General features: G+C 70.8%; 21 protein-coding genes and 1 tRNA gene. 4 read left to right on the forward strand and 18 right to left on the reverse strand.

Features of this window, described 5'->3' with window-relative positions:
* Positions 1–17: 17 nt before the first annotated feature.
* The 4 genes from EDF55_RS03555 to EDF55_RS03570 all read right to left on the reverse strand — a co-directional run bounded on the left by EDF55_RS03555 (position 18) and on the right by EDF55_RS03570 (position 5,153).
* A complete protein-coding gene (locus EDF55_RS03555) occupies positions 18–1,148 on the reverse strand; it encodes a BPSS1187 family protein (protein ID WP_123653527.1) in 1,131 nt (376 codons plus the stop codon).
* Entirely contained in the window at positions 1,141–1,743 is a 603-nt protein-coding gene (gene coaE / locus EDF55_RS03560; RefSeq protein WP_123653528.1) for a dephospho-CoA kinase, read from the reverse strand. The genes EDF55_RS03555 and coaE overlap by 8 nt, the downstream gene beginning before the upstream one ends.
* 104 nt (positions 1,744–1,847) lie before the next feature.
* Positions 1,848–3,305 (reverse strand): 30S ribosomal protein S1, encoded by a 1,458-nt coding sequence (rpsA, locus tag EDF55_RS03565; RefSeq protein WP_123653529.1) that lies wholly within the window; start codon positions 3,303–3,305, stop codon positions 1,848–1,850.
* Between the two features lie 168 nt (positions 3,306–3,473).
* The gene (locus EDF55_RS03570) at positions 3,474–5,153 is read right to left on the reverse strand and encodes a DUF885 domain-containing protein (protein WP_123653530.1); all 1,680 of its coding nucleotides are present in this window, start codon (positions 5,151–5,153) and stop codon (positions 3,474–3,476) included.
* A 112-nt stretch (positions 5,154–5,265) separates the two neighbouring features.
* On the opposite strand from EDF55_RS03570, the gene EDF55_RS03575 reads away from it, so the two are divergent.
* Positions 5,266–6,039 (forward strand): VOC family protein, encoded by a 774-nt coding sequence (locus EDF55_RS03575; RefSeq protein ID WP_123653531.1) that lies wholly within the window; start codon positions 5,266–5,268, stop codon positions 6,037–6,039.
* Positions 6,040–6,173: 134 nt separating this feature from the next.
* Here EDF55_RS03575 and polA read toward each other — a convergent pair whose 3' ends face one another.
* A complete protein-coding gene (gene polA / locus EDF55_RS03580) occupies positions 6,174–8,819 on the reverse strand; it encodes a DNA polymerase I (protein WP_260235772.1) in 2,646 nt (881 codons plus the stop codon).
* Between the two features lie 147 nt (positions 8,820–8,966).
* Here polA and EDF55_RS03585 point away from each other — a divergent pair, with 147 nt between their 5' ends.
* Together EDF55_RS03585 and EDF55_RS03590 are read left to right on the forward strand one after the other, a co-directional pair.
* Positions 8,967–9,335, forward strand: coding sequence for a hotdog fold thioesterase (locus EDF55_RS03585; protein ID WP_123653858.1), 369 nt, complete (start codon positions 8,967–8,969; stop codon positions 9,333–9,335).
* Positions 9,336–9,379: 44 nt separating this feature from the next.
* The gene (locus EDF55_RS03590; protein ID WP_123653533.1) at positions 9,380–9,754 is read left to right on the forward strand and encodes a VOC family protein; all 375 of its coding nucleotides are present in this window, start codon (positions 9,380–9,382) and stop codon (positions 9,752–9,754) included.
* 40 nt (positions 9,755–9,794) lie between these two features.
* Here EDF55_RS03590 and EDF55_RS03595 read toward each other — a convergent pair whose 3' ends face one another.
* The 8 genes from EDF55_RS03595 to EDF55_RS03635 form a co-directional block, all read right to left on the reverse strand.
* On the reverse strand, positions 9,795–10,265 hold the full coding sequence (locus EDF55_RS03595) for a GNAT family N-acetyltransferase (protein ID WP_260235775.1): 471 nt from the start codon (positions 10,263–10,265) through the stop codon (positions 9,795–9,797).
* A 69-nt stretch (positions 10,266–10,334) separates the two neighbouring features.
* The gene (locus EDF55_RS03600; protein WP_123653534.1) at positions 10,335–11,312 is read right to left on the reverse strand and encodes a DUF6891 domain-containing protein; all 978 of its coding nucleotides are present in this window, start codon (positions 11,310–11,312) and stop codon (positions 10,335–10,337) included.
* Positions 11,313–11,322: 10 nt separating this feature from the next.
* Positions 11,323–11,877: a hypothetical protein gene (locus tag EDF55_RS03605; protein ID WP_123653535.1), complete on the reverse strand. Its 555-nt coding sequence runs from the start codon at positions 11,875–11,877 to the stop codon at positions 11,323–11,325.
* A gap of 28 nt (positions 11,878–11,905) precedes the next feature.
* Positions 11,906–12,511 (reverse strand): ANTAR domain-containing response regulator, encoded by a 606-nt coding sequence (locus tag EDF55_RS03610; protein WP_123653536.1) that lies wholly within the window; start codon positions 12,509–12,511, stop codon positions 11,906–11,908.
* Between the two features lie 62 nt (positions 12,512–12,573).
* Positions 12,574–12,655, reverse strand: a tRNA-Leu gene (locus EDF55_RS03615).
* A gap of 23 nt (positions 12,656–12,678) precedes the next feature.
* Positions 12,679–13,869 (reverse strand): GAF domain-containing protein, encoded by a 1,191-nt coding sequence (locus EDF55_RS03620; protein WP_185017081.1) that lies wholly within the window; start codon positions 13,867–13,869, stop codon positions 12,679–12,681.
* Between the two features lie 53 nt (positions 13,870–13,922).
* Positions 13,923–14,321, reverse strand: a complete 399-nt coding sequence (locus EDF55_RS03630) for a DUF779 domain-containing protein (protein ID WP_123653538.1) — start codon at positions 14,319–14,321, stop codon at positions 13,923–13,925.
* Entirely contained in the window at positions 14,321–15,862 is a 1,542-nt protein-coding gene (locus EDF55_RS03635; RefSeq protein ID WP_123653539.1) for an aldehyde dehydrogenase family protein, read from the reverse strand. Before EDF55_RS03635 ends, EDF55_RS03630 begins: the two co-directional genes overlap by 1 nt.
* A gap of 154 nt (positions 15,863–16,016) precedes the next feature.
* Here EDF55_RS03635 and EDF55_RS03640 point away from each other — a divergent pair, with 154 nt between their 5' ends.
* Complete coding sequence (locus EDF55_RS03640) at positions 16,017–16,556, forward strand: HdeD family acid-resistance protein (protein ID WP_165931510.1); 540 nt, start codon at positions 16,017–16,019, stop codon at positions 16,554–16,556.
* Between the two features lie 47 nt (positions 16,557–16,603).
* Here EDF55_RS03640 and EDF55_RS03645 read toward each other — a convergent pair whose 3' ends face one another.
* The 5 genes from EDF55_RS03645 to lgt form a co-directional block, all read right to left on the reverse strand.
* Positions 16,604–17,698, reverse strand: a complete 1,095-nt coding sequence (locus EDF55_RS03645) for a VIT1/CCC1 transporter family protein (protein ID WP_123653541.1) — start codon at positions 17,696–17,698, stop codon at positions 16,604–16,606.
* A 125-nt stretch (positions 17,699–17,823) separates the two neighbouring features.
* Entirely contained in the window at positions 17,824–19,269 is a 1,446-nt protein-coding gene (gene pyk, locus EDF55_RS03650) for a pyruvate kinase (protein ID WP_123653542.1), read from the reverse strand.
* Between the two features lie 132 nt (positions 19,270–19,401).
* A complete protein-coding gene (locus EDF55_RS03655; RefSeq protein ID WP_123653543.1) occupies positions 19,402–20,859 on the reverse strand; it encodes a glutamate synthase subunit beta in 1,458 nt (485 codons plus the stop codon).
* A complete protein-coding gene (gene gltB, locus EDF55_RS03660) occupies positions 20,852–25,489 on the reverse strand; it encodes a glutamate synthase large subunit (RefSeq protein ID WP_395869799.1) in 4,638 nt (1,545 codons plus the stop codon). The genes EDF55_RS03655 and gltB overlap by 8 nt, the downstream gene beginning before the upstream one ends.
* A gap of 126 nt (positions 25,490–25,615) precedes the next feature.
* Positions 25,616–26,608, reverse strand: coding sequence for a prolipoprotein diacylglyceryl transferase (gene lgt / locus EDF55_RS03665; protein ID WP_123653544.1), 993 nt, complete (start codon positions 26,606–26,608; stop codon positions 25,616–25,618).
* Between the last annotated feature and the right edge of the window lie 164 nt (positions 26,609–26,772).

The raw sequence follows: 26,772 nt of genomic DNA on the forward strand, positions 1-26,772 counted from the left end.
AATGCTAGATCCGCTTCCTATGACTCGCCGGAGGATGCGCCATGAGGCGCGAAGCGGTGCAGCAGCCACTGCCAGAGCCCCTCCATCCGGGGCTGCCCGGAGGCGTCGAGCGGCGTGGTGTCCTTGATCGTGCGCGAGTGCGACTCCGCGGGCGTGCCGACGCGGATGTCGGTGAGGATCGCGTGCGGATCCGACCCCTCCGGCGGTGCCGCGGTGTCGGTGCGCCACGGCCCCGCGGCGCCGCCCGGGGTCGCCGGGGTGTCGAGCCCGAGCGCGCGCCACGACCCGCGGATGCGCGGACCGAAGACGTCCCGGACGTCGTCGATGGCGTACATCCGCGCCGGCGGGGTGCGACCGGGTCGGTCCATCCACGCCGCGTGCACCGGACCGAGGGACTCCACCGGGGAGGAGAACATCAGTGCGCCGAGCACCGGACGGATGTGCGAGATGTACGCCGCCTCGCCGCCGCCCTGCGAGTGCCCGGCGACGACGATGTCCTTCCAGGAGATGGTGTCGACGGCGTCCTGGCCCTTGCCCGGGTTCTCCTTCGCCGGTGTCACGAACCGACCCCAACCCCCGTCGGGGTCCACGTCGTCGAGGTGCGCGATCGCGTCCCGGAAGCGCGACACGATCGAGCCGGCCGGGGACACGGCGCTGAAGTCGGACGGGCGGGAGCCGTCGAACCGGTTCCGCTGGACCGCGCCGTAGCAGTGCGGGTCGGCCTCGCATGTGCCGGAGAGCGTCCTGCCGAGGTTCCAGTAGTCGAGCCCGAGCACGTGGTACCCGTCCCCGAGCGCCGTCGTCAGGAACCGCTGGTACTCGGCCGGGCGAGCGCGGGTCGCGGGCAGGAAGAGCAGCAGCGGGCCGTCGCTGGCGGTCCTGGCGGCGAAGTCGTCACGGTTCGGGGAGAGCCGTTCGCCGTCGATCGCACCGAGCCGGAACCGGTGGAACTCGTCCTGCGGGCCGTTCGCGTCCCCGCGTGCCTTGGTGTTCCGGCCGCCGTTCGCGTGCACCGCTTCGCGGCCGTGCTGCTCCACACGCTGCTCCGCCATCACGTTCGCGGCGACCAGGGTGCCGCCACCGATCGCCACCAGGAGCACGGCGGCGAGGATCAGCAGGACACGGTGCCGCATGACCGCGTCAGCCACGCACCCGGCGCCACACGGCGTCGGCGGAGGCGATGGTGTCCTCGAGCGTGCCGGTGGCGTCGACGACGTGGTCGGCGAGTGCGAGGCGTTCCGCGTCCGAGGCCTGCGCACCGACGCGACGCTCGGCTTCGTCGCGGGACATGCCGCGGTGCTCGACGAGGCGCTCGACCCGGACGGCGGCGGGCGCGTCCACCACGACGACCGCGTCGAAGTGCAGCGGGCGCGACCCCCGCGCTTCCGCGAGGAGCGGCACGTCGTAGACGACGACCGCGTCGGGGTCGGCTGCCGCGGCCGCGTCGAAGGCCTGCTGCGCGAGGCGCCACACCTCGGGGTGGGTGATCCCCTCGAGGTCCTTCCGCGCGGCGGGGTCCGTGAAGACGATCGCGCCGAGCGCCGGCCGGTCGAGCGAGCCGTCCGCCGCGATGACGCCGGGGCCGAACCGGTCGGCGACCCGGGCCAGACCCTGGCTGCCGGGGGCGACGGCGTCGCGGGCGAGCCGGTCGGCGTCGACGATCACCGCCCCGTGGTCGGCCCAGCGTCCGGAGACGGTCGACTTGCCCGCGGCGATGCCGCCCGTGAGTCCGATGATGCGCACGGCGACCAGCCTAGGCGGCTGCTTCTCGGGAATCGCTGTCTCCTGGGACGCCGGAAGCCCGGCACCCTGTGAGGGTGCCGGGCTTCCGGTTCACGCAGCTGCGATCAGTTGGTCGAGCTGAGCTTCTCGCGGAGCGCCGCGAGCGAGGCGTCGTCGGCCAGGGTGCCCTGACCGGCCTGCTCGCTCGTGAACGACGAGGAAGCGCTGGCCGGGAGGTCGAAGCCACCCTGCGCCTCTTCGGTGAGGGACTTGGCGACCTGGGCCTTGTGGGCCTCCCAGCGACCCTGGGCGGCGGCGTACTGACGCTCCCACTCTTCGCGCTGGGTGTCGTAGCCCTCGAGCCACTCGTTGGTCTCCGGGTCGAAGCCCTCGGGGTACTTGTAGTCACCCTTGTCGTCGTACTCGGTCGGCATGCCGTAGAGAGCCGGGTCGAACTCGGCGCTCTCCGGGTCCACGCCCTCGTTCGCCTGCTTGAGGCTGAGCGAGATGCGGCGACGGTCGAGGTCGATGTCGATGATCTTCACGAAGACCTCGTCGCCGACGGAGACGACCTGCTCGGCGAGCTCGACGTGCTTGTTCGAGAGCTCCGAGATGTGGACGAGACCCTCGATGCCGTCCGCGACGCGGACGAAGGCACCGAACGGCACGAGCTTCGTGACCTTGCCCGGTGCGATCTGGCCGATCGCGTGGGTGCGGGCGAAGACCTGCCACGGGTCTTCCTGCGTGGCCTTGAGGGAGAGCGACACGCGCTCGCGGTCCAGGTCCACCTCGAGGATCTCGACGGTGACTTCCTGACCGACCTCGACGACCTCGCTGGCGTGCTCGATGTGCTTCCAGCTGAGCTCGGAGACGTGGACGAGACCGTCGACGCCGCCGAGGTCGACGAACGCACCGAAGTTGACGATCGACGAGACGACGCCCTTGCGGACCTGGCCCTTGTGCAGGTTGTTGAGGAACGTGGTCCGGGACTCGGACTGCGTCTGCTCGAGGAGCGCACGGCGCGACAGGACCACGTTGTTGCGGTTCTTGTCGAGCTCGAGGATCTTCGCCTCGATCTCCTGGCCGAGGTACGGCGTGAGGTCACGCACGCGGCGGAGCTCGATGAGCGAGGCCGGGAGGAAGCCGCGGAGACCGATGTCCACGATGAGGCCACCCTTGACGACCTCGATGACGGTGCCGGTGACGACCCCGTCGGACTCCTTGATCTTCTCGACGTCGCCCCACGCACGCTCGTACTGCGCGCGCTTCTTCGACAGGATGAGGCGGCCTTCCTTGTCCTCCTTCTGGAGAACCAGGGCCTCGACCTCGTCGCCGACGTTGACGACCTCGTTGGGGTCCACGTCGTGCTTGATCGAGAGCTCGCGCGAGGGGATGACGCCCTCGGTCTTGTAACCGACGTCGAGGAGGACCTCGTCGCGGTCGATCTTCACGACGGTGCCGGAGATGAGATCGCCGTCGTTGAAGAACTTCAGGGTCTTCTCGACCTCGGCCAGGAAGTCATCAGCCGAACCGATGTCGTTGATGGCGACCTGCTTAGGAGCCTTGGTCGTAGTGGTTGTCATGTAGAGATTGCTCCGAACGGACATGAGTCGGGCCAGGACGACGCGGGAGACATGTCCCCGCATGGTGCCGCCGTGGCGGTTGGTTGTGGGCGCGCGGATTGCGCCGCACAAGTCTAACCGGTGCGCGCGACCCCTCACAAGCGGGGTGCCGCGCGTGTCGCCGGGCGTCTAGTCGAGCAGCGCCGAGCGCAGCGTGTCGAGCCCGATGCTGCCGAGGGCGAGCGCCCGGTGGTGGAAGGACTTCAGGTCGAACGCCGAACCCTCACGCGCGGCCACCTCGTCACGGATTGCCTCCCAGACGCGCTGGCCGACCTTGTACGACGGTGCCTGTCCCGGCCACCCGAAGTACCGGGCCACCTCGAAGCGCACGAAGGCGTCGTCCATGTTCACGTTCTGGCGCATGAAGTCGAGCACGTACTCCCACGTCCACCCGCCGCCGTCGGGGTTCGTCTTCTGCAGGTGCACCCCGATGTCGAGCACGACCCGGGCCGCACGCATGCGCTGCCCGTCGAGCATGCCGAGCCGGTCCCCCTCGTCGTCGAGGAACCCGAGCTGCTCCATCAGGCGCTCCGCGTAGAGCGCCCAGCCCTCGACGTGGCCGGACGACCCGGACAGCTGCCGGCGCCAGGTGTTGAGCTCGCCGCGGTTGTAGACGCCCTGGCTGATCTGCAGGTGGTGGCCGGGGACGCCCTCGTGGTACACGGTCGTCTTCTCGCGCCAGGTCTGGAACTCGGTGACGCCCTGCGGCACGGACCACCACATGCGGCCGGGGCGGGAGAAGTCGTCGGACGGACCGGAGTAGTAGATCCCGCCCTCCTGCGTCGGTGCGATCCGGCACTCGAGCCGCTTGATCGGGTCGGCGATGTCGAAGTAGACGCCGTCCATCGCACGGATCGAGGCGTCGCTCGTCTGCTGCATCCACCGCTGCAGCGCGTCGGTGCCGTGCAGCATGCGCGACGGGTCGGCGTCGAGCACCTCGACCGCGCGCGCCACGGACGCGCCCGGTTCGATGCGGTCCGCGATGCGCTCCTGCTCGTCGCGCATGCGCGCGAGCTCCTCGAGCCCCCACTCGTAGGTCTCGTCGAGGTCGACGACGGCGCCGAGGAAGCGGCGGGAGTGCAGCTCGTAGGCGTCCCGTCCGACCGCGTCGACGGGCGTCGCGAGCGGCATCAGCTCGTGTTCGAGGAAGCGTCCGAACGAACGGTAGGCGGCCGCTGCGACCTCGCCGTGCCGGGTCAGCTCCGCGCGGAGTGCGTCCGGCACGGGCGACCCGTCGTCCAGGGTGGCCTCGGCGGCGAGCTGCCGGAAGAACCCGTCCGCCGCACCGCTCCGGGCGGCCTGCTCCGCGACGAGCTCCACCTGTCGCTTCGCCGGGGTGACGTCCTCGCGCGTGCCCTCGAGCAGCGTCTCCCGGAACCCCTCGAGTGCACCGGGCAGCGCACCGACGCGGCTGGCGATGTCTGCCCAGTCCGACTCGGTCGCGGTCGGCATGAGGTCGATGATCTCCCGGAGCGACTGGGCAGGGCTCGCGATGACGTTGAGGTCACGAAGGTGGAGCTTCCGGTCGTACGACTCGACGACGAGGTCGAGCTCGGCGCCGAGGTCGGTCTTCGTCACGCGGTCGACGTCGTCCACCGGCTCGGCCGCGGCCAGGGACCGCGCGGCCGACCTCGCCGCGTCCGCCATCGCCGCGGCGCCGGCCGGGGAGGTGTCGCCGTACTCCCCCGTGCGCCCGGGGACGCCGATGTACGTGGCGATCGTCGGGTCGAGGTCGACGAGCGTGGACACCCATCCCTCGGCGACGCGGTCGACGGCGGACGGCTGGCGGACGGGGCGCTCTTCGGTCATGCTCCGACCCTACCGACAGGCGTCGACGCGGCGCGGGCCCCCACCGACCGACGTCGGTGCCGCGCGCTACGCTCGACCCGCCGGACCAACCGGCCAGTCGAAAGGATGTTGCATGTCGGAACACACTGGTGCGTGGGCACCGGGATCACCGTGCTGGTCGGACCTCGGCGTCGGCGACGTGCCTGCGGCGCGTGACTTCTACGCCGGCGTCCTCGGCTGGCGGTTCGAGGACGGCCCGCCCGAGTCCGGCGGGTACGTGATGGCGCTCCTCGACGACCGTCCCGTCGCGGGCGTCGGCCCGCTCATGGGCGAGGGACAGCCCGTCTCGTGGACCGCGTACCTCGCGACCGACGACGCGGACACCACCGCGACGGCCGTCACGAGCGCCGGCGGGACCGTGGTCACGCCGCCCTTCGACGTGATGGACGTCGGTCGGATGGCGATCGCGGCCGATCCCACCGGTGCCGTGTTCGGACTGTGGCAGGGCCGGGCACACGACGGGTACGGCCTCGTGAACCAGGCGGGTGCACCCTGCTGGAACGAGGTCCACACCCGCGACGCCGAGGCCGCCAAGACCTTCTACGCCACGCTGTTCGGGTACACCTACGACGTGTTCGGCGACCCCGCCGAACCGTACGCGGCCGCCAAGCTGCACCCGGAGGACCCCGCGCCCGTCGCCGGGGTGTTCACGCCGCCCGGCGGACTGCCCGACGGCGTCCCCGGGTACTGGCTCACCTGGTTCGGCTCGACCGACACGGACGCGACGGTCGCGACGGTCACCGCGCACGGCGGCTCCGTGCTGATGGGGCCGTTCGACAGCCCGTTCGGTCGCTCCGCCGTCGTGGCCGGAGCACAGGGCGAGGTCTTTGCCGTCGTCGCCGTCTGACCGACGGCTGCCGCGCCCCGACCGGACCCACGGCGGCGGCACCGCAACCAAATGACCGACGGGAGGCCCGGTGCCAGCCGGCACCGGGCCTCCCGTCCGTCACGACGCGGGCGCAGTGCCCCGTGAGCCGCGCGTCAGTGCGCTGCTGCCTCCCAGTTGGCGCCGGTCCCGACCTGGACGTCGAGCGGGACCGTCAGGTCGGCCGCGCCGCCCATCCGGGTATGGAGGATCTCCTCGACGCGGTCCTGCTCGCCGGGCGCGACTTCGAGGATGAGCTCGTCGTGCACCTGCAGCAGCAGGCGGGTCCCGAGTTCGCCGTCGCGCAGGTCGGCCGCGACGCCGAGCATCGCGATCTTCATGATGTCCGCCGCCGAGCCCTGGATCGGGGCGTTCAGCGCCGCACGCTCGGCGTTCTCGCGGAGCACCCGGTTCGGGCTCTTGAGGTCCGGGAAGGGACGGCGACGGCCGAAGATCGTCTCGGTGTAGCCGTCTTCCCGCGCCTGCTCGACGACGTTCCGGAGGTAGTCGCGGACGGCACCGAACCGGGCGAAGTACTCGGTCATCAACGTCCGCGCTTCACTCTGCTCGATGCGGAGCTGCTTCGAGAGCCCGAACGCGCTGAGGCCGTACGCGAGCCCGTAGGACATCGCCTTGACCTTGGTGCGCATCTCCGCGGAGACGTCCGACGGCTCGACCCCGAAGACCCGGGCACCGACGAACCGGTGCAGGTCTTCGCCCTCGTTGAAGGCCTGGATCAGCCCGGGGTCGCCGGAGAGGTGCGCCATGATCCGCATCTCGATCTGCGAGTAGTCCGCGGTGAGGAGCGTCGTGTACGGCTCGGCGACGGCGAACGCCGACCGGATCCGACGGCCGACCGCGGTCTTCACCGGGATGTTCTGCAGGTTCGGGTCCGTCGAGGACACCCGGCCGGTGCTGGTGCCGGTCTGCTCGTACCGGGTGTGGATGCGGCCGTCGACGACCGCGGCGTCGAGGGTGTCGACGATCTGGCGGAGCTTCGTGGCGTCGCGGTGCTGCAGCAGGAGCCCGAGGAACGGGTGCGGGTGCTGGTCCTGCAGGTCCGTGAGGCTGGCCGCGTCGGTGGAGAAGCCCGTCTTCGTCTTGCGGGTCTTCGGCATCGCGAGCTCGGTGAACAGCACTTCCTGCAGCTGCTTCGGTGACCCGAGGTTGACCTCGTGCCCGATCTCCGCGAAGGCCTGCTGGGCGAGTTCGGCGGCGCGCTCCCCCAGTTCCTTCGACAGGCCGGTGAGCACCGGGCGGTCGATGCCGACGCCCGTGGTCTCCATCTGCGCGAGCACCGAGACGAGCGGGAGCTCGATGTCGTCGAGGACCTGCAGCGAGCCGGGGTCGATCCTGGCGCGGAGCGCGGTGGTGACCCGGAGGACGTACCAGGCGTGCACGCCGACGTTCACCGGGTCGGTCTCGGGGACGAGCTGGTTCGGGTCCGCGGTGGGGAGTTCCTCGCCGAGTTCCTGGTAGACGAGGTCGGTGAGGGGCTGCCCCTGCTTGCCGGGGTTCGCGAGCCAGCCCATGATCCGGGCGTCGCCGGCGACCCCGTTGACGGTGATGCCCACGGTGCCGAGCGCCTTGATGGCGGCCTTGGCGTCGTGGAAGTGCTTCGGGGCGTCCGAGGCGAACCAGGCGCTGAGCTGCTCGTAGTCCTTCGCGCCGCTGCCGCCCGGCACCAGCACGGCGTCGTCGTGGGTGGCGATGCCGATGGCGCTGAGGCGGCCGTCGATCACCTCGACCGCGACGCCGTACCCGTTCTCCGCGGCGGCGGCGTTCTTGCGCTCCAGCCAGTAGCCGAGCTCTTCGTCGATGAGGGTCTTGACGGGCGGCGGGGTGACGCCGGCGTCCTCGATGCCGCCCTCGACCGCGGTGGCGTCGCTCGGCTCCCCGTTGCCCGCGACCTTGAACACACGGTCGAGCAGCGTCCGGAACTGCAGCTTCGCGAAGAGCTCGCGCACGGCGGCTTCGTCGAGGGGCCGCAGAGCGACGTCACCAGGGCCGACCGGCAGCTCGACGTCGGTGACGAGGCGGTTCAGCTTGCGGTTGCGGATCGCACGGTCCTTCTGCTCGCGCAGGTTGTTGCCGACCACGCCCTTGATCTCGTCCGCGTGCTCGAGCACGCCGTCGAGCGAGCCGTACTGGGTGATCCACTTGACGGCGGTCTTCTCGCCGACCTTGTCGATGCCGATCAGGTTGTCGCTGGTCTCACCGACGAGCGCGGCGATGTCCGGGTACTGGTGCGGTTCGATGCCGTACCGCTCGTAGACCTTGTCGCGGTCGTAGCGGGTGAGCTCGGAGACGCCGCGGACCGACGGGTAGAGCAGCGTGACGTCGTCGTTGACGAGCTGGATCGAGTCGCGGTCGCCGGACACCACGTAGACCTGGTACCCCTGCGCGGAGCCCTGCGAGGAGAGCGTCGCGAGGATGTCGTCCGCCTCGTAGTCCTCCTTCGTGACGGTCGTGATGCCCATCGCCTCCAGCGCCTGCTGCAGGAGCGGGATCTGCCCCTTGAACTCCGCCGGGGTCTCCGAGCGCGTGCCCTTGTAGTCCTCGTACTCCCGCGTGCGGAAGGAGAACCGGGAGATGTCGAACGCGACCGCCAGGTGGGTCGGCTTCTCCCGCTGCAGGAGCATCAGCAGCATCGAGATGAAGCCGTGGATGGCGTTCGTGTGCTGCCCGTCGCGGTTGACGAAGCTGTCCACCGGCAGGGCGTAGAAGGCCCGGAAGGCGAGCGAATGGCCGTCGATGACCATGAGGGTAGGCTTTGCGGAGTCCGACACCCGGACAGCCTACCGACGGCCCCCGACAGGGCCGACCAGCGCGAAGGGCACCGCGACGTGACCGACGAACAGACACTCACCGGGTCCGCCGAGGGCATCGCGAAGTACGCCGAACGGGGCATGGGCGAACTCGCCGACAAGATGGGCATGGTCATCACGGAGCTCTCCGCGGAGCGCGCCGTCGGCACCATCCCGGTCGAGGGCAACCGCCAGCCCGTCGGGCTCCTGCACGGTGGCGCGTTCGTCGTCCTGGCGGAGAGCCTCGGCTCGATGGCGGCCACCGTCCACGCCGGCGAGGGGCGCTACGCCGTCGGCATCGAGCTGAACGCGTCCCACACGCGGAGCGCCACCTCCGGCGTCGTCACGGGTGTCTGCACCGCGATCCACCTCGGCAACACGCTCACCACGCACGAGATCGTGCTCACCGACGACCAGGGGCGACGCTGCTCCACCGTCCGCATCACCAACCTCATCCGCGACGTGCGCTGACGCCCCCGCGGGGCCGCGCGCCCGTGCAACACCAGGGAGTCCTCATGGACTGGAAGATCGAACTCATCATGGTCCCCGTCAACGACGTCGACCGCTCCCGCGACTTCTACGCATCGCTCGGCTTCACGATCGACCACGACCAGCGTGTCTCCGACGAGGTCCGCTTCGTCCAGGCCACCCCGCCCGGATCCGCGTGCTCGATCGCGTTCGGCCAGGGCATCATGTCGCCCGACGTCGTGCCCGGGTCGCTGAAGTCCATCCAGGTCGTGGTGCCCGATGCCGACGAGGCACTGGCACACCTGCAGTCGCTCGACGTGAACGCCGTCGGGGTCGACGAGATGGCCTGGGGCCGCTTCGTCTTCTTCACCGACCCCGACGGCAACGCCTGGACCCTGCAGCAGCTGCCCGTCCGGAGCTGACGGCAGCCGCTGCGGCGGCAGCCGTGGCGGCAGCGGGCGTTCAGTCCTCCGGTGGGCGCTGCAGCAGCAGCCGGGCGTCGCCGAAGCCGAGCCGCCGGTAGAGCCGCTCGCCGTCCACACTCGAGTGCACCGAGACGCGTTCGGTGCCGAGCTCGTCCGCGATCTCGAGCAGCCGGTCGACCAGCCGTCCGGCGACACCCTCCCCACGCACGTCCGGGTGCACGTAGACGGTCTGCACGTCCGCCGTGATCCGTCCCCCCGGGCGATTCGGCGCGGGCGGTCGTGCGGTGAGCCCGAGCCACGCCATGCCGAGCACGGCGCCGTCGCGTTCGGCGACGACGCACCGGTGCGTCTCCGGGTGTTCCAGCGCGAAGGCCGTCATCGCATCCCGGTACGCCGCGGGCGACTGTCCGGGGGTGCGCCCGTCCTCGTCGATGCTCCACCGCCACCGCAGGTCGGCCACCGCGGGCATGTCGGCCGGACTGGAGGCTCGGATCACCACGTCGTTCACGGCTCCACCTTCGCAGATGGTCGGCTCGAGGGCACGTCGGTCACGGGCGTGCGTTCGGGTCCGCCCGGCCTACCGCCCTGCGTACCTCGCGTTGATGCGGGCGATCTGGACGAATCGGTCGAGCGCTGCGCCGAGGTCATCGTGCCACGAGCCGTTCGACCACGGGCCGCCCTTCTCGTCGGTCGCCCAGACGTGCCACCCGTCGTCGTGCTCCTCGAGTGCAGCGGCGTCGGAGGTGCCCCGTTCGCCGGGCCACAGCACGCGGAGGTGCTCGTCCGCGACGACCCGTCGGGCCTCGTCGAGGTCGCTGAACGGCAGCGCCTTCCGCCACTGCTCGATGACGATCCCGATGCGCTTGCCCGCGGTGCCGTCCCAGTCGAGCTCGAACCCGCGGTCGGTCAGGACGTCGGCGACCTGCTGCCCGGCCGAGAGCTGGGACCGTTCGTTGATCGTGGCTTCGCCACGGCTGGAGCGCATCGCCGTCGCGACGAGGTCCGGGTCGATGTCGGGCGCCGGGCGGAACGACCCGAAGGCCAGGCGCAGCACGTGGCGGTCCAGGCAGAGCCCCTCGGCGTCCTGGGTGTGGAAGTACGCGTACGCCCACTCCCGGAACCCGCCGGGTGCGTCCTCGTCCGGCGTGCGCAGGTCACGCGCCTCGAGGAAGCCGTCGCCCTGGTCGACGCCGAGGTCCATCCCCGTCACGAACCCGAGGCGCTCGAGTCGTCGGAACGCGAGCTCGAGCTCGTCGTGCTGGCTGCTACCCCACGTCCACGACGCTTCTCCGCGGCGCCGCGCGTCCCAGATCGGACGCGCCCGCGCGACGACGATCGCCCGGAACTCGGCCTCGTCGGGAACGTCGTCGGCGTACCACTCGACGACCGCCTCGACGACGTCGTCGAACCGGAGGAAGCCCGGGAGCACGCGCTCCGTGACGGCCTCGTCGACCATCTGGTCGTCGGGCTCGACCTCGTCCAGGATGTCGTACCCGGTCTGGTCGACGCCGTCGTCGACGCCCTTCGGTCGCCGCCACCTGTCGAAGAACCCCACAGCTCGGATCCTACGGTGCGCCATCGCGTCGTGCGGGCACGGTGGCCGCGCTGACACGGGTGGTCTCGGGAGCGCCGTCGCGGGTGACCGTGACCGCGATCGAGGGGTCCGCCGTGGCGAGTTCCCACGTGCGGAGGGGCTGGTACGGCTCCCGCCCGACCCCGGTGTACGGGACCGGACCGTTGTCGTCCTGCAGCAGTCGCGACGCGAGGAGCTCGACGGGGAGGTCCGGATACCCGGCGGCTGCGGCGGCGGCGGCGATCCGGACGGCTGCGCGACGGCCCGTCGCGCTCCGAGCACGACGACGCCCCCGGTACAGGGCGGCGTCCAGGACGTGTGCGATCGCGATGAACGGCACGACCCACAGGGCTGCGAGCAGGAACGAGGTGCCGACGCTCCGGTGCAGCCAGGCGTTCTGGTACACGCCGATGGCGATGAACGCGAGCACGCCGGACGCGTAGGCGAGCGCGTACACCGAGGTGGACGCACCGCGTCCTGCAGGGGCCCGGACCGCGGCGACGTCACTCGTGTCGACCACGATGGCGGGCAGGTCGTCCCTGGTCACCGGCACGAGCGCTGCCCGGTCCGGCGGACTACTTCTTCGCGCTGAGCTGCTCGATGATCGCCTTGGCGACGTCGTGCATCGTCAGGCGGCGGTCCATCGAGGCCTTCTGGATCCAGCGGAACGCCTCGGGCTCGGTGAGGCCCATCTTCTCGTTGAGCAGGCCCTTGGCGCGGTCGACGAGCTTGCGGGTCTCGAAGCGCTCGACGAGGTCGGCGACCTCGGCTTCGAGGGTGATGATCTGCTGGTACCGGGAGAGTGCGATCTCGATCGCGGGCAGCAGGTCGTTCGGGGTGAAGGGCTTCACGACGTACGCGAGCGCTCCGGCCTCCGTCGCACGCTCGACGAGTTCCTTCTGGCTGAACGCCGTGAGGAGGACCACCGGGGCGATGTGGTTCTTCGAGAGCTTCTCGGCCGCGGAGATGCCGTCGAGCTGGGGCATCTTGACGTCCATGATGACGAGGTCGGGACGGAGGTCGGTCGCGAGCTGCACGGCGGTCTCGCCGTCACCCGCTTCGCCGACGACGTCGAAGCCGTTGTCACGGAGGATCTCGACGATGTCGAGACGGATGAGCGACTCGTCCTCGGCGACGACGACGCGACGGGGTGCGGTTGCAGTTGCTTCTGAGTCACTCACGACCGAAAGCCTACTAGACGTCGGAAGTGCTGCTTCGCATTCCGCCGGGCAGAGGCGGGCAGTACGAGTGGCGGGACTTGAACCCGCACGCCGTGAGGCAGAGCATTTTGAGTGCCCCGTGTCTGCCGATTCCACCACACTCGCGAGGTGGCCAGACTACCAGCCGGTCACACCCCTTCGAGCGCCTCGACCGCGGCCACGAGCCCGGCCCGCCGCGGCGACCGCGGCGGCAGCGTCCGGAGCAAGGCCCGCAGCACGCGGGCGTCCGCTGCCCCGTCCGGCGTCCGCGCCCAGGCGAGCAGCGCCTCCGCCGACCCGTCGGTCACCACGGCTTCCCGGAAGCGTCCGCGGACCAGGTCGCGGAGCGCGTCCACCCCCGGGGCGTCGGACCCCGGCAGGACGGGTCCGGGGTACCGGCTGACGGCCTGGAGGCGCGACCCGCGATCGAGCGCCGCCAGCACGGTGTCGACGTCGGTGCGCACACCGCCCACCCGGTACGGGCGCGAGGCCATCGTCACGCACGGGGCCGTCGCGGCGAGGACCCGGCGGAGCCGGACCACCTCTGCCCGGAGCGTCACGGTCGCGCCGGGGTCGCCGTAGACGGCGGCGGCGAGGTCGGCGGCGGCGAGCCCGCCGGGGGCGGTCGCGAGGACCGCGAGGATCTCCGAGTGCCGGGCGGAGAGCCCGACCGCGTGGCCGTCGACGCGGAGGGTGGCGGTGTCGGCCCCGAGCAGCACGAGTTCGGCGTCCGCGGTGGTCGCCGGGGCCCGTGGTGCGGGTGGGTTCGGCGCCCGGAGGACCGCCAGGGCGAGCTCGGCCTCCGCAGCGGCGACGGTCGCGGTGAGGAGCGGCAGGGTGTGGCGTTCGACGGCCCGCTCATCGCCGGTGACGTCGAGGACCCCGACCACCCGGCCGCTGGGGTCGTGCACGGGCACCGCGGTGCAGGACCACGGCTTCACGGCGGTGGCGTAGTGCTCGTCGCGGCGGATCTGCACGGGCCGGTCGAGCCGCAGTGCGGTGCCGGGGGCGCTCGTCCCGACGTGCTCCTCGGCCCAGTCGGCGCCGGGGACGAACCCCATGTCCTCAGCGGCCCGGCGCGCGGAACGCGCACCGTCGACGAAGACGAGCCGGCCCGCGGCGTCGCCCACCGCCACGACGCAGCCCGCCGAGCGGGAGTCGTCGAGCAGCAGCCGCCGCACGATCGGCAGCAGGGTCGCGAGGGGCCCGTCGCGCCGGGCGGCGTCGAGTTCGTCGGTGCCGAGCGTCAGTCGTGGCGCTCCGTCGGGGTCGACCCGCGCGGAGCGTCGCCATGATTCGGCGACGAGCGGTCGGACGGATCCGGGTCGGGGTGCGCGCATGCGTCCTCCGTCCCGGGTCCGCCCGCCGCGTCGTCGCGCCGGGTGCGGTCAGCCTACGTCCGGCCGGCCGCCGGGACCAGACCGAGCTCCTCCAGTTCCGCGTCGGTGAACATCCGCGAGCGGGTGAGGAAGCGCTTGCCCTCCGGGACCTCGAGCGAGAAGCCACCGCCCCGACCGTCGACGACGTCGATCGTCAGGTGCGTGTACTTCCAGTACTCGAACTGGGACCGGGACATGTACACCTCGACGCGGTCGATCCCCTCGACCTCCAGCGCGCCGAGGAGCACGTCCCCGGACCCGGTCATGAACATGCCGACCGGGTAGCACATCGGGCTGGAGCCGTCGCAGCAGCCGCCCGACTGGTGGAACATCAGCGGCCCGTGCCGGGCGGCGAGGGAGCGCAGGAGCTCCCCCGCCGCCGCCGTCACCGCGACGCGCTCGGTGTGCGGCATCAGAAGAACCCCATCGGACCCTCGGCGTAGGACACGAGCAGGTTCTTCGTCTGCTGGTAGTGGTCGAGCATCATCTTGTGGTTCTCGCGTCCGACGCCGGACTGCTTGTACCCGCCGAACGCCGCACCGGCCGGGTACTGGTGGTAGGTGTTCTCCCACACGCGACCCGCCTGGATGTCCCGGCCGGCCCGGTAGAGCGTGGTGGCCTCGCGGCTCCAGACCCCGGCGCCGAGTCCGTAGAGCGTGTCGTTGGCGATCGCGATGGCGTCGTCGTACCCGCTGAAGGACGTCAGCGCGAGCACCGGGCCGAAGATCTCCTCCTGGAAGATCCGCATCGCGTTGTCGCCCTCGAACACCGTCGGCGTGACGTAGTACCCGCCGGAGAGCTCCCCACCGAGGTCGGCGCGTTCGCCGCCGGTGAGCAGCTTCGCGCCCTCCTGCTTGCCGATGTCGATGTAGCTCAGGATCTTCTCGAGCTGGTCGTTCGACGCCTGCGCGCCGATCATCGTCGAGATGTCGAGCGGGTGGCCCTGCTTCACGGCACGGACCCGTTCGAGACCGTCTGCGACGAAGCCGTCGTAGATCTCCTTCGCGACGAGCGCCCGGGACGGGCACGTGCAGACCTCGCCCTGGTTGAGGTTGAAGAACGCGAAGCCCTCGAGCGCCTTGTCGTAGAAGGCGTCCTTCTCCTGGGCCACGTCGGCGAAGAACACGTTCGGGCTCTTGCCGCCGAGCTCCAGGGTCACGGGGATGAGGTTCTGCGACGCGTACTGCATGATCAGGCGGCCGGTGGTGGTCTCACCGGTGAAGGCGACCTTCCGGACGTCGGGGTGCTGTGCGAGCGGTGCCCCGACCTCGAACCCGAACCCGTTCACGACGTTGAGCACACCGGCGGGGATGAGGTCCTGGATGAGCTCGATGAGCACGTGGATCGATGCCGGGGTCTGCTCCGCCGGCTTCAGCACGACGCAGTTGCCCGCGGCGAGGGCCGGTGCGAGCTTCCACACCGCCATCAGGATCGGGAAGTTCCACGGGATGATCTGTGCCACCACCCCGAGCGGTTCGTGGAAGTGGTACGCCACGGTGTCGTGGTCGATCTCCCCCGTCGAACCCTCCTGCGCCCGGATGGCCCCGGCGAAGTAGCGGAAGTGGTCGATCGCGAGCGGGATGTCCGCGCCGAGGGTCTCCCGGATCGGCTTGCCGTTCTCCCACGTCTCGGCGACGGCGAGGAGCTCCAGGTTCTGCTCCATCCGGTCCGCGATGCGGTTCAGGATGTTCGCGCGCTCCGTGACGCTGGTCTTCCCCCACGCCGGGAACGCCTTCCACGCCGCCTGCACCGCGCGGTCGACGTCGGACGAGTCGCCGCGTGCGACCTCGGTGAAGGTCTTGCCGGTGACGGGGGTCGGGTTCTCGAAGTACTGCCCACCCGCCGGCGGGACGTACTCACCGCCGATGAAGTGGTCGTAGCGCGACCGGAACGAGACGAGCGCACCCTCCTCGCCGGGTGCGGCGTAGGTGGTGGGCGATGGTGCGATGGTCATGGTGATGCCTCTCGACGACGCTGTCGTGGCGCACGGTCCGCGCGCCTGCGCCCGACGGTACGAGCGTGGGGGTTGCATCCGGTTGCACGGACGCGGGACGCTCCGCCGGGTAGCGTTCGAGGCGACCAGCAGTCCAGATCAGGGAGGAGTGCTCGTGGATTCCCGTGCCGTCCGCACGTTCCGGGTGTTCGTCGTCGTCACCGCAGTCGTCGCGATCGCGCTCGGCATCGTCGCCATCGTCTGGCCCCGCCCCTCGCTCGTCGTGGTCGCGCTCCTCTTCGGCGTGTACCTCGTCGTCGCCGGGGTGCTCCGCGTGTTCGCCGCGGTCCGCGGGCACGGGACGCCCCCGGTCTGGCGCTGGACCTCCGGCGTCGTCGGGGCACTCGTCGCGATCGCCGGCCTCGTGACGCTCCTCGACCCGGTCGTCCCGCTCGTCGTCTACGCGGTGCTCGCCGGCGTCGGGTTCCTGATCGAGGGCATCGCGGCCATCGTCGGCGGCTTCGTCGGCCACCCCGGATCGTCCCGCGTCCCGTCGTTCGTGAGCGGCGTGCTCTCGATCCTCGGCGGTGTCGCGGTCCTCGTCGCACCGGGTCTGGCGCTGACGGTGTTCATGGTGTTCGCCGGGATCGCGCTCATCGTCGTCGGTGCCGGCGCGCTGCTCCTGCTCCCCCCGCGCGCGGCCGTCCGCCGCTGAGCGCGACGCGACGGGACGCGGCGCCACACCGCGGATCCGGCCGCCCCCTACGCGGAGCCGGTCCCGAAGAGCAGCCCGAGCAGGTAGGTGACCACCGCGGCGCCGAACCCGATCGCGAGCTGCCGGAGCGCCCGGCGGAGTGGGGATGCGCCGCTCAGCACACCGACGACGGCACCGGTGCCCAGCAGGGCGATCCCGACGAGCACGGCGGCGACACCGATCGCGGCCCAGCCGTCGAGGCCGAACAGGTACGGCAGCACCGGGATGATCGCGCCGGACGCGAAGAAGCAGAAGCTCGAGATCGCCGCGCTCATCCCGTTCCCGACCGCCTCGTGGTCGTCGACGACCCGCGTCGGGCGGGTGTCCGGACCGCTCCCGAGCCCGGCGAGCACCTCGGTCGCGTGCGCCTCCGCCTCGGCCTCGGGCATGCCCCGCGCGCGGTAGACCAGTGCGAGCTCGTTGGCGTCGACGTCGAGGTCCGCCACGGCGTCCCCGGCGTCCGGGTGCGGTGCCGACGCCTCGAGGAGCTCCCGCTGCGACCGCACCGAGACGTACTCCCCCGCGCCCATCGAGAGCGCTCCGGCGAGGAGACCGGCGATGCCGCTCAGCAGCACGAAGTGCCGGTCCGCACCGGACGCGCTGATGCCGATGATGAGCGCGAGGTTCGACACCAGGCCGTCGTTCGCCCCGAAGACCGCGGCACGGAACGTCCCCGAGAGCCGCATCCGACCCCGGTTCGCCAGTCCGCGGACGACCTCGCCGTGGATCCGTTCGTCGGCGGCCATGGTCGCGGTCGCGTCGACGTCGTCCGCGTACGGCGATCGGTCCTCCGCCCGCTGCATCAGCGCGAGGACGAACACCGACCCGAAGCGCTTCGCCAGGGACGCGAGCACGCGGGTGCGGAGACTCCCCCGGAGCGGCCGGCCGACGTCGGCACCGAGCAGGTCGGTCCAGTGCTGCTCGTGGCGGCCCTCCGCCTCGGCCAGCGCGCTCAGGATCTCGCGTTCCTCACCGGAACGTCGGGCGGCGAGGTTCCGGTAGACGGCCGCTTCGGCGCGCTCGTCTGCCAGGTAGCGACGCCACCGGCGCACGTCCGCAGGACGCCTGGTGCCCACACCGGTCTGGAGGCTCGGTTCGGTCATCGCGGTCGTCTCCTGTCGACGGGACGGGGGTGGGAGCACGCGACGGGGCGCGGACCGGAGGCCGTCTGCAGAACCTGCACCGTGCCTCCCGTCCGCGCCCCGTCAGCGCGCTGGGACTGTCTGGACTAGTCCCGAACGTACGCCGGCGCCGCCTCGGCGTGCGCGTCACCGACGCGGTGCACGCGGAGGTCGTTCGTCGAGCCCTCGAGTCCGGGGGGCGACCCGGCCGTCACGATGACGCGGTCGCCGGGCGAGGCGAGACCGTTGTGGATGAGGACGTCGTCCACCTGACCGAAGAGCTCGTCGGTGTGCTTCATGCGCGGGACCAGGAACGAACGGACGCCCCAGGTCAGCGCCATGCGACGACGGGTGGCCTCGTTCGGCGTGAACGCGATGATCGGCAGGCCGTGGCGGAGGCGCGACATGCGGCGTGCGGAGTCGCCGGACTCGGTGAACACGCAGAGGTACGACGCCTCGGTGAACTCGGCGATCTCGACCGCGGCGAGCGTGATCGCCCCACCGAGCGTGCGCGGCTTCGTGCCGAGCGGTGCGATGCGCTCGAGGCCGTGGTCCTCGGTGGACTCGACGATGCGGGCCATCGTGCGGACGGTCTGCACCGGGTACTCGCCGACGCTGGTCTCGCCGGAGAGCATGACCGCGTCCGCACCGTCGAGGACCGCGTTCGCGACGTCGGACGTCTCGGCGCGGGTCGGGATCGGCGACGAGATCATCGACTCGAGCATCTGCGTGGCCACGATGACCGGCTTCGCCATGCGACGGGCCAGCTCGACGGCGCGCTTCTGCACGATCGGGACGGCTTCGAGCGGGAGCTCCACGCCGAGGTCACCACGGGCGACCATGATCGAGTCGAAGGCGTCGATGATCTCCTCGAGCGCATCGACGGCCTGCGGCTTCTCGATCTTCGCGATGACGGGCAGGCGCTTGCCCTCCTCGTCCATGATCTCGTGGGCGCGGACGACGTCCGAGGCGTTGCGGACGAACGAGAGCGCGATGAGGTCGGCGCCCTGGCGGATGCCCCAGCGGAGGTCGGCCTCGTCCTTCTCGCTCAGTGCGGGGACGTTCACGGCGACGCCGGGCAGGTTGATGCCCTTGTTGTTCGAGACGGTGCCGCCGACGACGACCTCGGTGCGGACGCGCACGCCGTCGGTGTCGAGCACGCGGAGGCGGACACGGCCGTCGTCGATGAGCAGCGGGTCGCCGGGCTTGACGTCCTGCGGGAGGCCCTTGAACGTGGTCCCGCAGATCTCCTTCGAGCCGGGGACGTCCTCCGTCGTGATGGTGAACACGTCGCCGACCGCGAGGTCGTGCGGGCCGTCGGCGAACTTCGCGAGGCGGATCTTCGGACCCTGCAGGTCGACGAGGATCGCGACGGGCTTGCCGAGGTCCGCGGCGGCACGGCGGACGTTCTCGTAGTTGGCCTCGTGGACGCTGTAGTCACCGTGGCTGAGGTTGAGTCGAGCGACGTCGACGCCCGCCTCGATGATCTCCTTGACGGTCTCGTAGTCCGAGGTGGCCGGTCCGAGGGTCGAAACGATCTTTGCGCGTCTCAATGGATTCCTTCGTGTGGTGGTTGTGGGGCTTGCGGCTGCTGCTTGGTCGTGCGTGGGGCTTCGCAGATACGAAGAGAGGCCACCAGCACCCTATCGAGTGCTGGTGGCCTCCCGCTCACCCTGAGGTGGGCATCAGATGGAGATGGCCCGGTCGGTCGCCTTGACCGGGGCGGGCAGCATCGTCGTGCCCTCGAGGTACTCGTCGACCTTCGCGGCGGCCGCACGGCCCTCCGCGATGGCCCAGACGATCAGCGACTGGCCACGGCCGGCGTCGCCCGCGACGAAGACACCCGGCTCGTTGGTCGTGTAGTCGGCCTGACGGGCCACGGCGCCGGAGACGGCGACCGGGAGCCCGAGCTGCGGCTCGAGCGTGTCGGTCTCCGGACCGGTGAAGCCCATCGCGACGAGGACGAGGTCCGCGGGGATCTCGCGCTCGGTGCCGGCCTTCGGGACGCGACGGCCGTCGAGGTACTCGGTCTCCGCGACGCGGAGGGCACGGACCTCGCCGGCCTCGTTCGCGAGGAACTCGACCGTCGAGGCGAGGAAACTGCGCTCCCCGCCCTCTTCGTGGGCGCTCGTGACCTCGAACACGGTCGGGAACATCGGCCACGGCTGGGTGTCCGGACGCTCGAGCGGCGGCTGCTTGCCGATCGCCAGGTTGGTGACGCTGAGCGCGCCCTGACGGTGCGCGGTGCCGATGCAGTCCGCGCCGGTGTCGCCACCGCCGATGACGACGACGTGCTTGCCCTCGGCCGTGATCTGGTTGTCGACCACGGTGCCGGCGCCCGCACGGTTCTGCTGGACGAGGTACTCCATCGCGAAGTGCACGCCCTCGAGGTCGCGCCCGGGGATCGGCAGGTCGCGCGGGACCGTGGCACCCGTCGCGACGACGACCGCGTCGTAGCGGGACTTCAGGTCGTCCCAGGTGATGTCGCGCCCGATCTCCACACCCGCGCGGAAGCGGGTGCCCTCGGCCTGCATCTGGGCGAGGCGCGCGTCGATCTGGCGCTTCTCCATCTTGAAGTCCGGGATGCCGTAGCGGAGGAGCCCGCCGATCCGGTCGTCGCGCTCGTACACCGCGACGGTGTGGCCGGCACGGGTCAGCTGCTGCGCGGCGGCGAGCCCGGCGGGGCCGGAACCGACCACGGCGACCGTCTTGCCGGTCAGGCGCTCCGGCGGGTGCGGGGTGACCCAGCCCTTCTGGAACGCCTCGTCGATGATCGAGACCTCGACCTGCTTGATCGTCACCGGGGGCTGGTTGATGCCCAGCACGCAGGACGACTCGCAGGGGGCCGGGCAGAGCCGGCCGGTGAACTCGGGGAAGTTGTTCGTCGCGTGCAGGCGTTCGATCGCCTGGCGACCCTCGCCGCGCCACGTGAGGTCGTTCCACTCCGGGATGAGGTTGCCGAGCGGGCAGCCCTGGTGGCAGAACGGCACGCCGCAGTCCATGCAGCGGCCGGCCTGGCGCTTCAGCTGGCCGGACTCCTGCTGCTCGTAGACCTCTTTCCAGTCCATGAGCCGCACGGGGACGGGCCGACGCTTCGGCAGCTCGCGTTCCTGGACCTTCAGGAATCCCTTGGGGTCAGCCACCGGTTACCTCCATGATGCGATTCCAGACGACGTCGCCATCGGGGTCGAGGCCCTCGTCGAGGGCCTGCTTGCGGGTCTCGAGCACCGCCGCGTAGTCGCGCGGCAGCACCTTGACGAACTCGGACAGGTCGCCGGACTCGAGCAGGTCGGCGGCGAGGGTCGACCCCGTCTCGGCGGCGTGCCGCTGGAGCAGGTCCGTGACGATCGCGACGTCGGCGCTGTCGAGGTCCTCGAGCCGGAGCTCCCCGCTGCCGAGCGAGTCCTGGTTCACGTGCTCGGTGCGGAGGCCACGGACGTACGCGGTGCCCCCGGACATGCCGGCACCGAGGTTGCGGCCGGTCTCCCCGAGGATGAGCGCCAGGCCACCGGTCATGTACTCGAGCGCGTGGTCACCAACGCCCTCGACCACCGCGGTGGCGCCGGAGTTCCGGACCAGGAAGCGCTCGCCCACGATGCCGCGGATGAACATGCTGCCCTGGGTCGCGCCGTAGCCGATGACGTTGCCGGCGATGACGTTCTCCGACGGCTCGAAGCCGCTCGTCTCGGTCGGACGCACGACGATGTCACCGCCCGAGAGGCCCTTGCCGACGTAGTCGTTGCTGTCACCGATCAGCCGCAGCGTGATGCCTGCGGGCAGGAAGGCCCCGAGCGACTGCCCCGCGGAACCGCGCAACGTGATGTCGATCGACCCGGCGGGCAGGCCGTTCTCACCGTGGCGCAGGGTGACCTCGTGGCCGAGCATCGTGCCGACCGCACGCTCCGTGTTGCGGATCGGCAGGTCGAGCGTCAGCGTGCCCCCGTGCTCGAGCACGTCCGAGGCCTGGTGGATGAGCGGCACGTCGAAGTGCTGCTCGAGCTCGTGGTCCTGCTCACGGTGGTGCCGACGGGGCTCGTCCGCAGCGAAGTCCGGGCCGGTGAGCACGGGTTCGAGGTCGAGACCGGACGCCTTCCAGTGCTCGACCGCACGGTCGACGTCGAGTGCGTCGGCACGGCCGATCGCCTCGTCGAGAGTGCGGAAGCCGAGCTCGGCGAGGATCTCGCGGACTTCCTGGGCGATGAACTCGAAGAAGTTCACGACGAACTCCGGCTTGCCGGAGAAGCGCTTGCGGAGCTCGGGGTTCTGCGTCGCGACACCGACCGGGCACGTGTCCAGGTGGCAGACGCGCATCAGGATGCAGCCCTCGACCACGAGTGGTGCGGTCGCGAAGCCGTACTCCTCGGCGCCGAGGAGCGCGGCGACGACGACGTCGCGGCCGGTCTTCATCTGGCCGTCGACCTGCACCACGACGCGGTCCCGCATGCCGTTGAGCATCAGGGTCTGCTGCGTCTCGGCGAGGCCGATCTCCCACGGGGTGCCCGCGTGCTTCAGCGAGTTCAGCGGGGACGCGCCGGTGCCGCCGTCGTGGCCGGACACGAGCACGACGTCGGCGAGGGCCTTCGTCACGCCGGCCGCGACCGCGCCGATGCCGGACTGGCTGACGAGCTTGACGTGCACGCGTGCCGAGGGGTTGGCGCGCTTGACGTCGAAGATCAGCTGCTTGAGGTCCTCGATGGAGTAGATGTCGTGGTGCGGCGGCGGCGAGATGAGCCCGACGCCCGCGGTGGCGTGCCGGGTGCGCGCGACCCACGGGTACACCTTCTGCGGGGGCAGCTGGCCGCCCTCGCCCGGCTTCGCGCCCTGCGCCATCTTCAGCTGGATGTCGGTGGCGTGCGTCAGGTACATGCTCGTGACGCCGAAGCGCCCGGACGCGACCTGCTTGATCGCACTGCGGCGCTCCGGGTCGAGGAGGCGGTCGACGTCCTCGCCGCCTTCACCCGTGTTCGACCGCCCGCCGAGCCGGTTCATCGCGATCGCGAGGGTCTCGTGGGCTTCCTTCGAGATGGAGCCGTACGACATCGCGCCGGTGTTGAACCGCTTGACGATGGACTCGATCGGCTCGACGTCCTCGAGCGAGACGGGCTTCCGCTCGCCGTGCTTGAAGCGGAACAGCCCGCGGAGGGTCATCAGCGCTTCGGACTGGTCGTCGACCGCGCTCGAGTACTCCTTGAAGATGTCGTACCGGCGGGCACGCGTGGCGTGCTGCAGGCGGAACACCGTGTCCGGGTTGAACAGGTGCGGCGGGCCTTCGCGACGCCACTGGTACTCGCCACCGGTCTGCAGCCGCTCGTGTGCGAGCACCGCACCGTCCTGCGGGTACGCCTGCACGTGGCGCTCCGCGTTCTCCTTCGCGATGACGTCGATGTCGACGCCACCGAGGATCGACGAGGTGCCGGTGAAGTACCGGTCGACGAACGCCTGGGAGAGCCCGACCGCCTCGAACGCCTGGGCGCCCGCGTAGCTGGACACCGTCGAGATGCCCATCTTCGACATGATCTTCAGGACGCCCTTGCCGAGCGCCTTGATCACGTTCTTCACGGCCTGCTCCGGCGTGATCCCGCTGATCATCCCCTGGCGGACCAGGTTCTCGCAGGTCTCCATCGCCAGGTAGGGGTTGATCGCCGACGCGCCGTACCCGATCAGGGTCGCGACGTGGTGGACCTCCCGCACGTCGCCGGCCTCGACGATGAGCCCGACCTTCATGCGCTGCTCGGTGCGGATCAGGTGGTGGTGGACCGCGGCGAGCAGCAGCAGGCTCGGGACCGGCGCGTTCTCGGCGTTGCCGTCACGGTCGGACAGCACGATGAACTGCTTGCCGGACTCGATCGCCTCGTCCACCTCGTCGCAGACGGCCTGGATGCGCTGCTCCATCGCCTGCTCGCCGGCGTCGACGCGGTACAGCCCCTTGATCGTCACGGTGAGGTGCCGGCCGGACTCGGTCTCGAAGTGCTGGACCTTGGCGAGCTGGTCGTTGTCGATGACCGGGAAGTCGAGCACGATCTGCTTCGCGTGCTCCGGCCCCGCGTCGAGCAGGTTGCGCTCGGGACCGAGGCCCATCCCCATCGAGGTGATGACCTGCTCGCGGATGGAGTCCAGCGGCGGGTTCGTCACCTGCGCGAACTGCTGCGTGAAGTAGTCGAAGAGCAGCCGGGGGCGCTCGGACAGCACGGCGATCGGCGTGTCCGACCCCATCGCACCGAGCGGCTCCGCGCCGGTCTGCGCCATCGGGCGGAGGAGGATGCGGACTTCTTCCTCGGTGTAGCCGAAGGCACGCTGCCGGCGGGTGACGGACGCCGGGGTGTGCACGATGTGCTCACGCTCGGGCAGGTCGCGGAGGTTGATGCGCCCGGCTTCGAGCCACTCGCCCCACGGCCCGGAGCCGGCGAGGCCCGCCTTGACCTCGTCGTCCTCGATGATGCGGCCGGCCTCGGTGTCCACGAGGAACATCCGGCCGGGACGCAGGCGGCCCTTGCGGACCACCTTGGCTGCGGGCACGTCGATGACGCCGGTCTCCGACCCCATCACGATGAGACCGTCGTCGGTGACGAGGAAGCGACCGGGGCGCAGACCGTTGCGGTCGAGCGTGGCGCCGACGAGCGACCCGTCGGTGAACGTGATGGCGGCGGGGCCGTCCCACGGCTCCATGAGCATCGAGTGGTACTCGTAGAACGCCCGGAGGTCCGGGTCCATGTCGACCTGGTTCTCCCAGGCTTCCGGCACCATCATCGACACCGCGTGCGGCAGCGACCGACCCGTCAGGGTCAGGAGTTCGAGGGTCTCGTCGAAGGACGCCGAGTCGCTCGCACCCGGGCTGACGATCGGCAGCAGCGGCGCCATGTCCCCGAGCAGTTCGCTCTCGAGCTGCGACTGCCGCGCCCGCATCCAGTTGCGGTTGCCACGAACGGTGTTGATCTCGCCGTTGTGCGCGAGCGTGCGGAACGGCTGCGCGAGCGGCCAGGACGGGAAGGTGTTCGTCGAGTACCGCGAGTGCACGATCGCGAGCTTCGACGCGAAGCGCTCGTCGCTGAGGTCGGGGTAGAACGGCTCGAGCTGGAGGGTCGTGACCATGCCCTTGTAGACCATGGTGCGGCTCGAGAGCGACATGAAGTAGATCTCGTGCTCGCGCTCGACGCGCTTGCGCAGTCGGAAGGTCTGGCGGTCGAGGGAGATCCCGCGCCAGGTCTCGCCCTGGTCGTCGTGCCGGGTCGACGCGACGAAGAGCTGCTCGAAGGCGGGCATCGCCGCGCGCGCCAGGGTGCCGAGGACCTCGGGGCGGACGGGGACCTCGCGCCACCCGAGGACACGGAGTCCCTCGTCGACGGCGACCGCTTCGACCGCGGTCTTCACGGCGGCGCGGTCGGCCGCGTCGACGGGCAGGTAGGCAGTGCCGACGGCGTACTCCCCCGCTGCCGGCAGCGCGAACGGCGCTTCCGCGCGGAAGAACTCGTCGGGGACCTGGCAGAGGATGCCGGCGCCGTCACCGGTGCCCGCGTCCGAGCCGACCGCGCCGCGGTGCTCCAGGTTGCGGAGCGCGCCGAGTGCGGCGTCGACGATGTCGTGGCCGGCCGTCCCACGGAGCGTCGCGACCATCGCGAGGCCGCAGGCGTCCTTCTCGTTCGTCGGGTCGTACATGCCGGTGGCCTCGGGCACCGCGGAGAACCGCTGGTGCGCCGGACGGAGCCGTGCAACACCGGCCGTGGCCGTTGCGTCTGCCTTGGCCGGAGACGAGTACTGGGGTGGCAGGAGCGCCATGGGGAACCGTCCTCACGAGGAAGTGGAACAGGGACAGCGGTGGCCCGACGATGCGTTCCGCCCGGAGCGGGCGGGACTGGTGCCCGTGCTCGCCGTCAGGAGCTGGTGGCCCGACGGCGTGCGCACTCAGGAACGGTCGACTGCTGTGGCGACCGAACCGGAACCGGTGACGAGGGGTGCGTCCTCACCGTGCTCCGAGTAGGTGTCGTCTGAGTCTACATCGGACTTCGCGGCGGGCCCGCGACCGGGCCGGTAGGGGCTCGGCTCCTTGCCGGTGTGCCGCTTCGACTGCACCCAGAAGATGATCACGCCGAGGATGATCGCGGCGAAGGCGGCCCAGACGTTCGTGCGGATGCCGAAGAAGGTCTCGCTGGTGTCGACGCGGATCGACTCGAGGAACGACCGGCCGACGCCGTACCAGATGAGGTAGAGCGCGAGGACGCGACCCCACTGCAGGGAGAACTTGCGGTCGAGCAGGATGATCACGACGAAGCCGAGGACGTTCCAGATGATCTCGTAGAGGAACGTCGGGTGGAACAGCGTGCCCTCGGGCAGGCCGGTCGGGTAGGCCGCGTTCGACGACTCGATCTGCAGGCCCCACGGCAGGCTGGTCGGCATGCCGAACAGCTCGTGGTTGAAGTAGTTGCCGAGGCGACCGAACGCCTGGGCGAGGAGCATCGCGGGCGCGACGGCGTCGAGGAACGCGGTGAAGCGGAGCCCGACCTGACGGCAGCCGATGTAGGCGCCGACCGACCCGAGGATGAGCGCCCCGAAGATCGCGAGGCCGCCTTCCCAGATGTAGAGGAAGGACCAGGGGTCGATGCCGGGGCCGAAGTAGTCGCTGACGTGCGTGAACACGTGGAACAGGCGGCCGCCGATGATGCCGGCGGGGACCGCCCAGATCGCGATGTCGATGATGATCCAGCGCTCGACGCCGCGGGCGTTCAGGCGGCGGTTCGTCACGATGACGGCCGCGACGATCCCGAGCAGGATGCAGATCGCGTACGCGTGGATGCGGAAGTCGAGGGGCAGCGACCAGCCGAACACGTCGCGGAGCCAGGCCGTCAGGTCGAAGTACTGCCAGGCCGTGCTGGGGCTCGGGATGCTCAGGAGGGGCATGGAGGTGCGGTGCCTTTCATTGCGGCCGGGCGGGGACGCCGATCACGTTGCTTCGGCCCCGGATCACTGTAGCGCGGGTGGCGCGGTGGTCAGGAACCAGCGGCGGCTGTCTGTGGAAACCGTGATGCGCGGTGGACGGGAGGCCCGGCTGACGTCCGCCGATC

The sequence above is a fragment of the Curtobacterium sp. ZW137 genome, assembly GCF_003762905.1.
GTDB lineage: Bacteria > Actinomycetota > Actinomycetes > Actinomycetales > Microbacteriaceae > Curtobacterium.

Bases quoted from the DNA above. Each gene is read 5' to 3' on its own strand.
- polA (WP_260235772.1), bottom strand. From the start codon at position 8,819: ATGGTCATCGACGGCCATTCGCTCGCCTTCCGGGCCTTCTACGCCCTG.
- lgt (WP_123653544.1), bottom strand. From the start codon at position 26,608: ATGCCCCTCCTGAGCATCCCGAGCCCCAGCACGGCCTGGCAGTACTTC.
- EDF55_RS03620 (WP_185017081.1), bottom strand. From the start codon at position 13,869: ATGCGCGCACCCCGACCCGGATCCGTCCGACCGCTCGTCGCCGAATCA.
- EDF55_RS03590 (WP_123653533.1), top strand. From the start codon at position 9,380: ATGGACTGGAAGATCGAACTCATCATGGTCCCCGTCAACGACGTCGAC.
- gltB (WP_395869799.1), bottom strand. From the start codon at position 25,489: ATGGCGCTCCTGCCACCCCAGTACTCGTCTCCGGCCAAGGCAGACGCA.
- EDF55_RS03570 (WP_123653530.1), bottom strand. From the start codon at position 5,153: ATGACCGAAGAGCGCCCCGTCCGCCAGCCGTCCGCCGTCGACCGCGTC.
- EDF55_RS03630 (WP_123653538.1), bottom strand. From the start codon at position 14,321: ATGCCGCACACCGAGCGCGTCGCGGTGACGGCGGCGGCGGGGGAGCTC.
- rpsA (WP_123653529.1), bottom strand. From the start codon at position 3,305: ATGACAACCACTACGACCAAGGCTCCTAAGCAGGTCGCCATCAACGAC.
- EDF55_RS03645 (WP_123653541.1), bottom strand. From the start codon at position 17,698: ATGACCGAACCGAGCCTCCAGACCGGTGTGGGCACCAGGCGTCCTGCG.
- EDF55_RS03575 (WP_123653531.1), top strand. From the start codon at position 5,266: ATGTCGGAACACACTGGTGCGTGGGCACCGGGATCACCGTGCTGGTCG.
- EDF55_RS03635 (WP_123653539.1), bottom strand. From the start codon at position 15,862: ATGACCATCGCACCATCGCCCACCACCTACGCCGCACCCGGCGAGGAG.
- EDF55_RS03585 (WP_123653858.1), top strand. From the start codon at position 8,967: ATGGGCGAACTCGCCGACAAGATGGGCATGGTCATCACGGAGCTCTCC.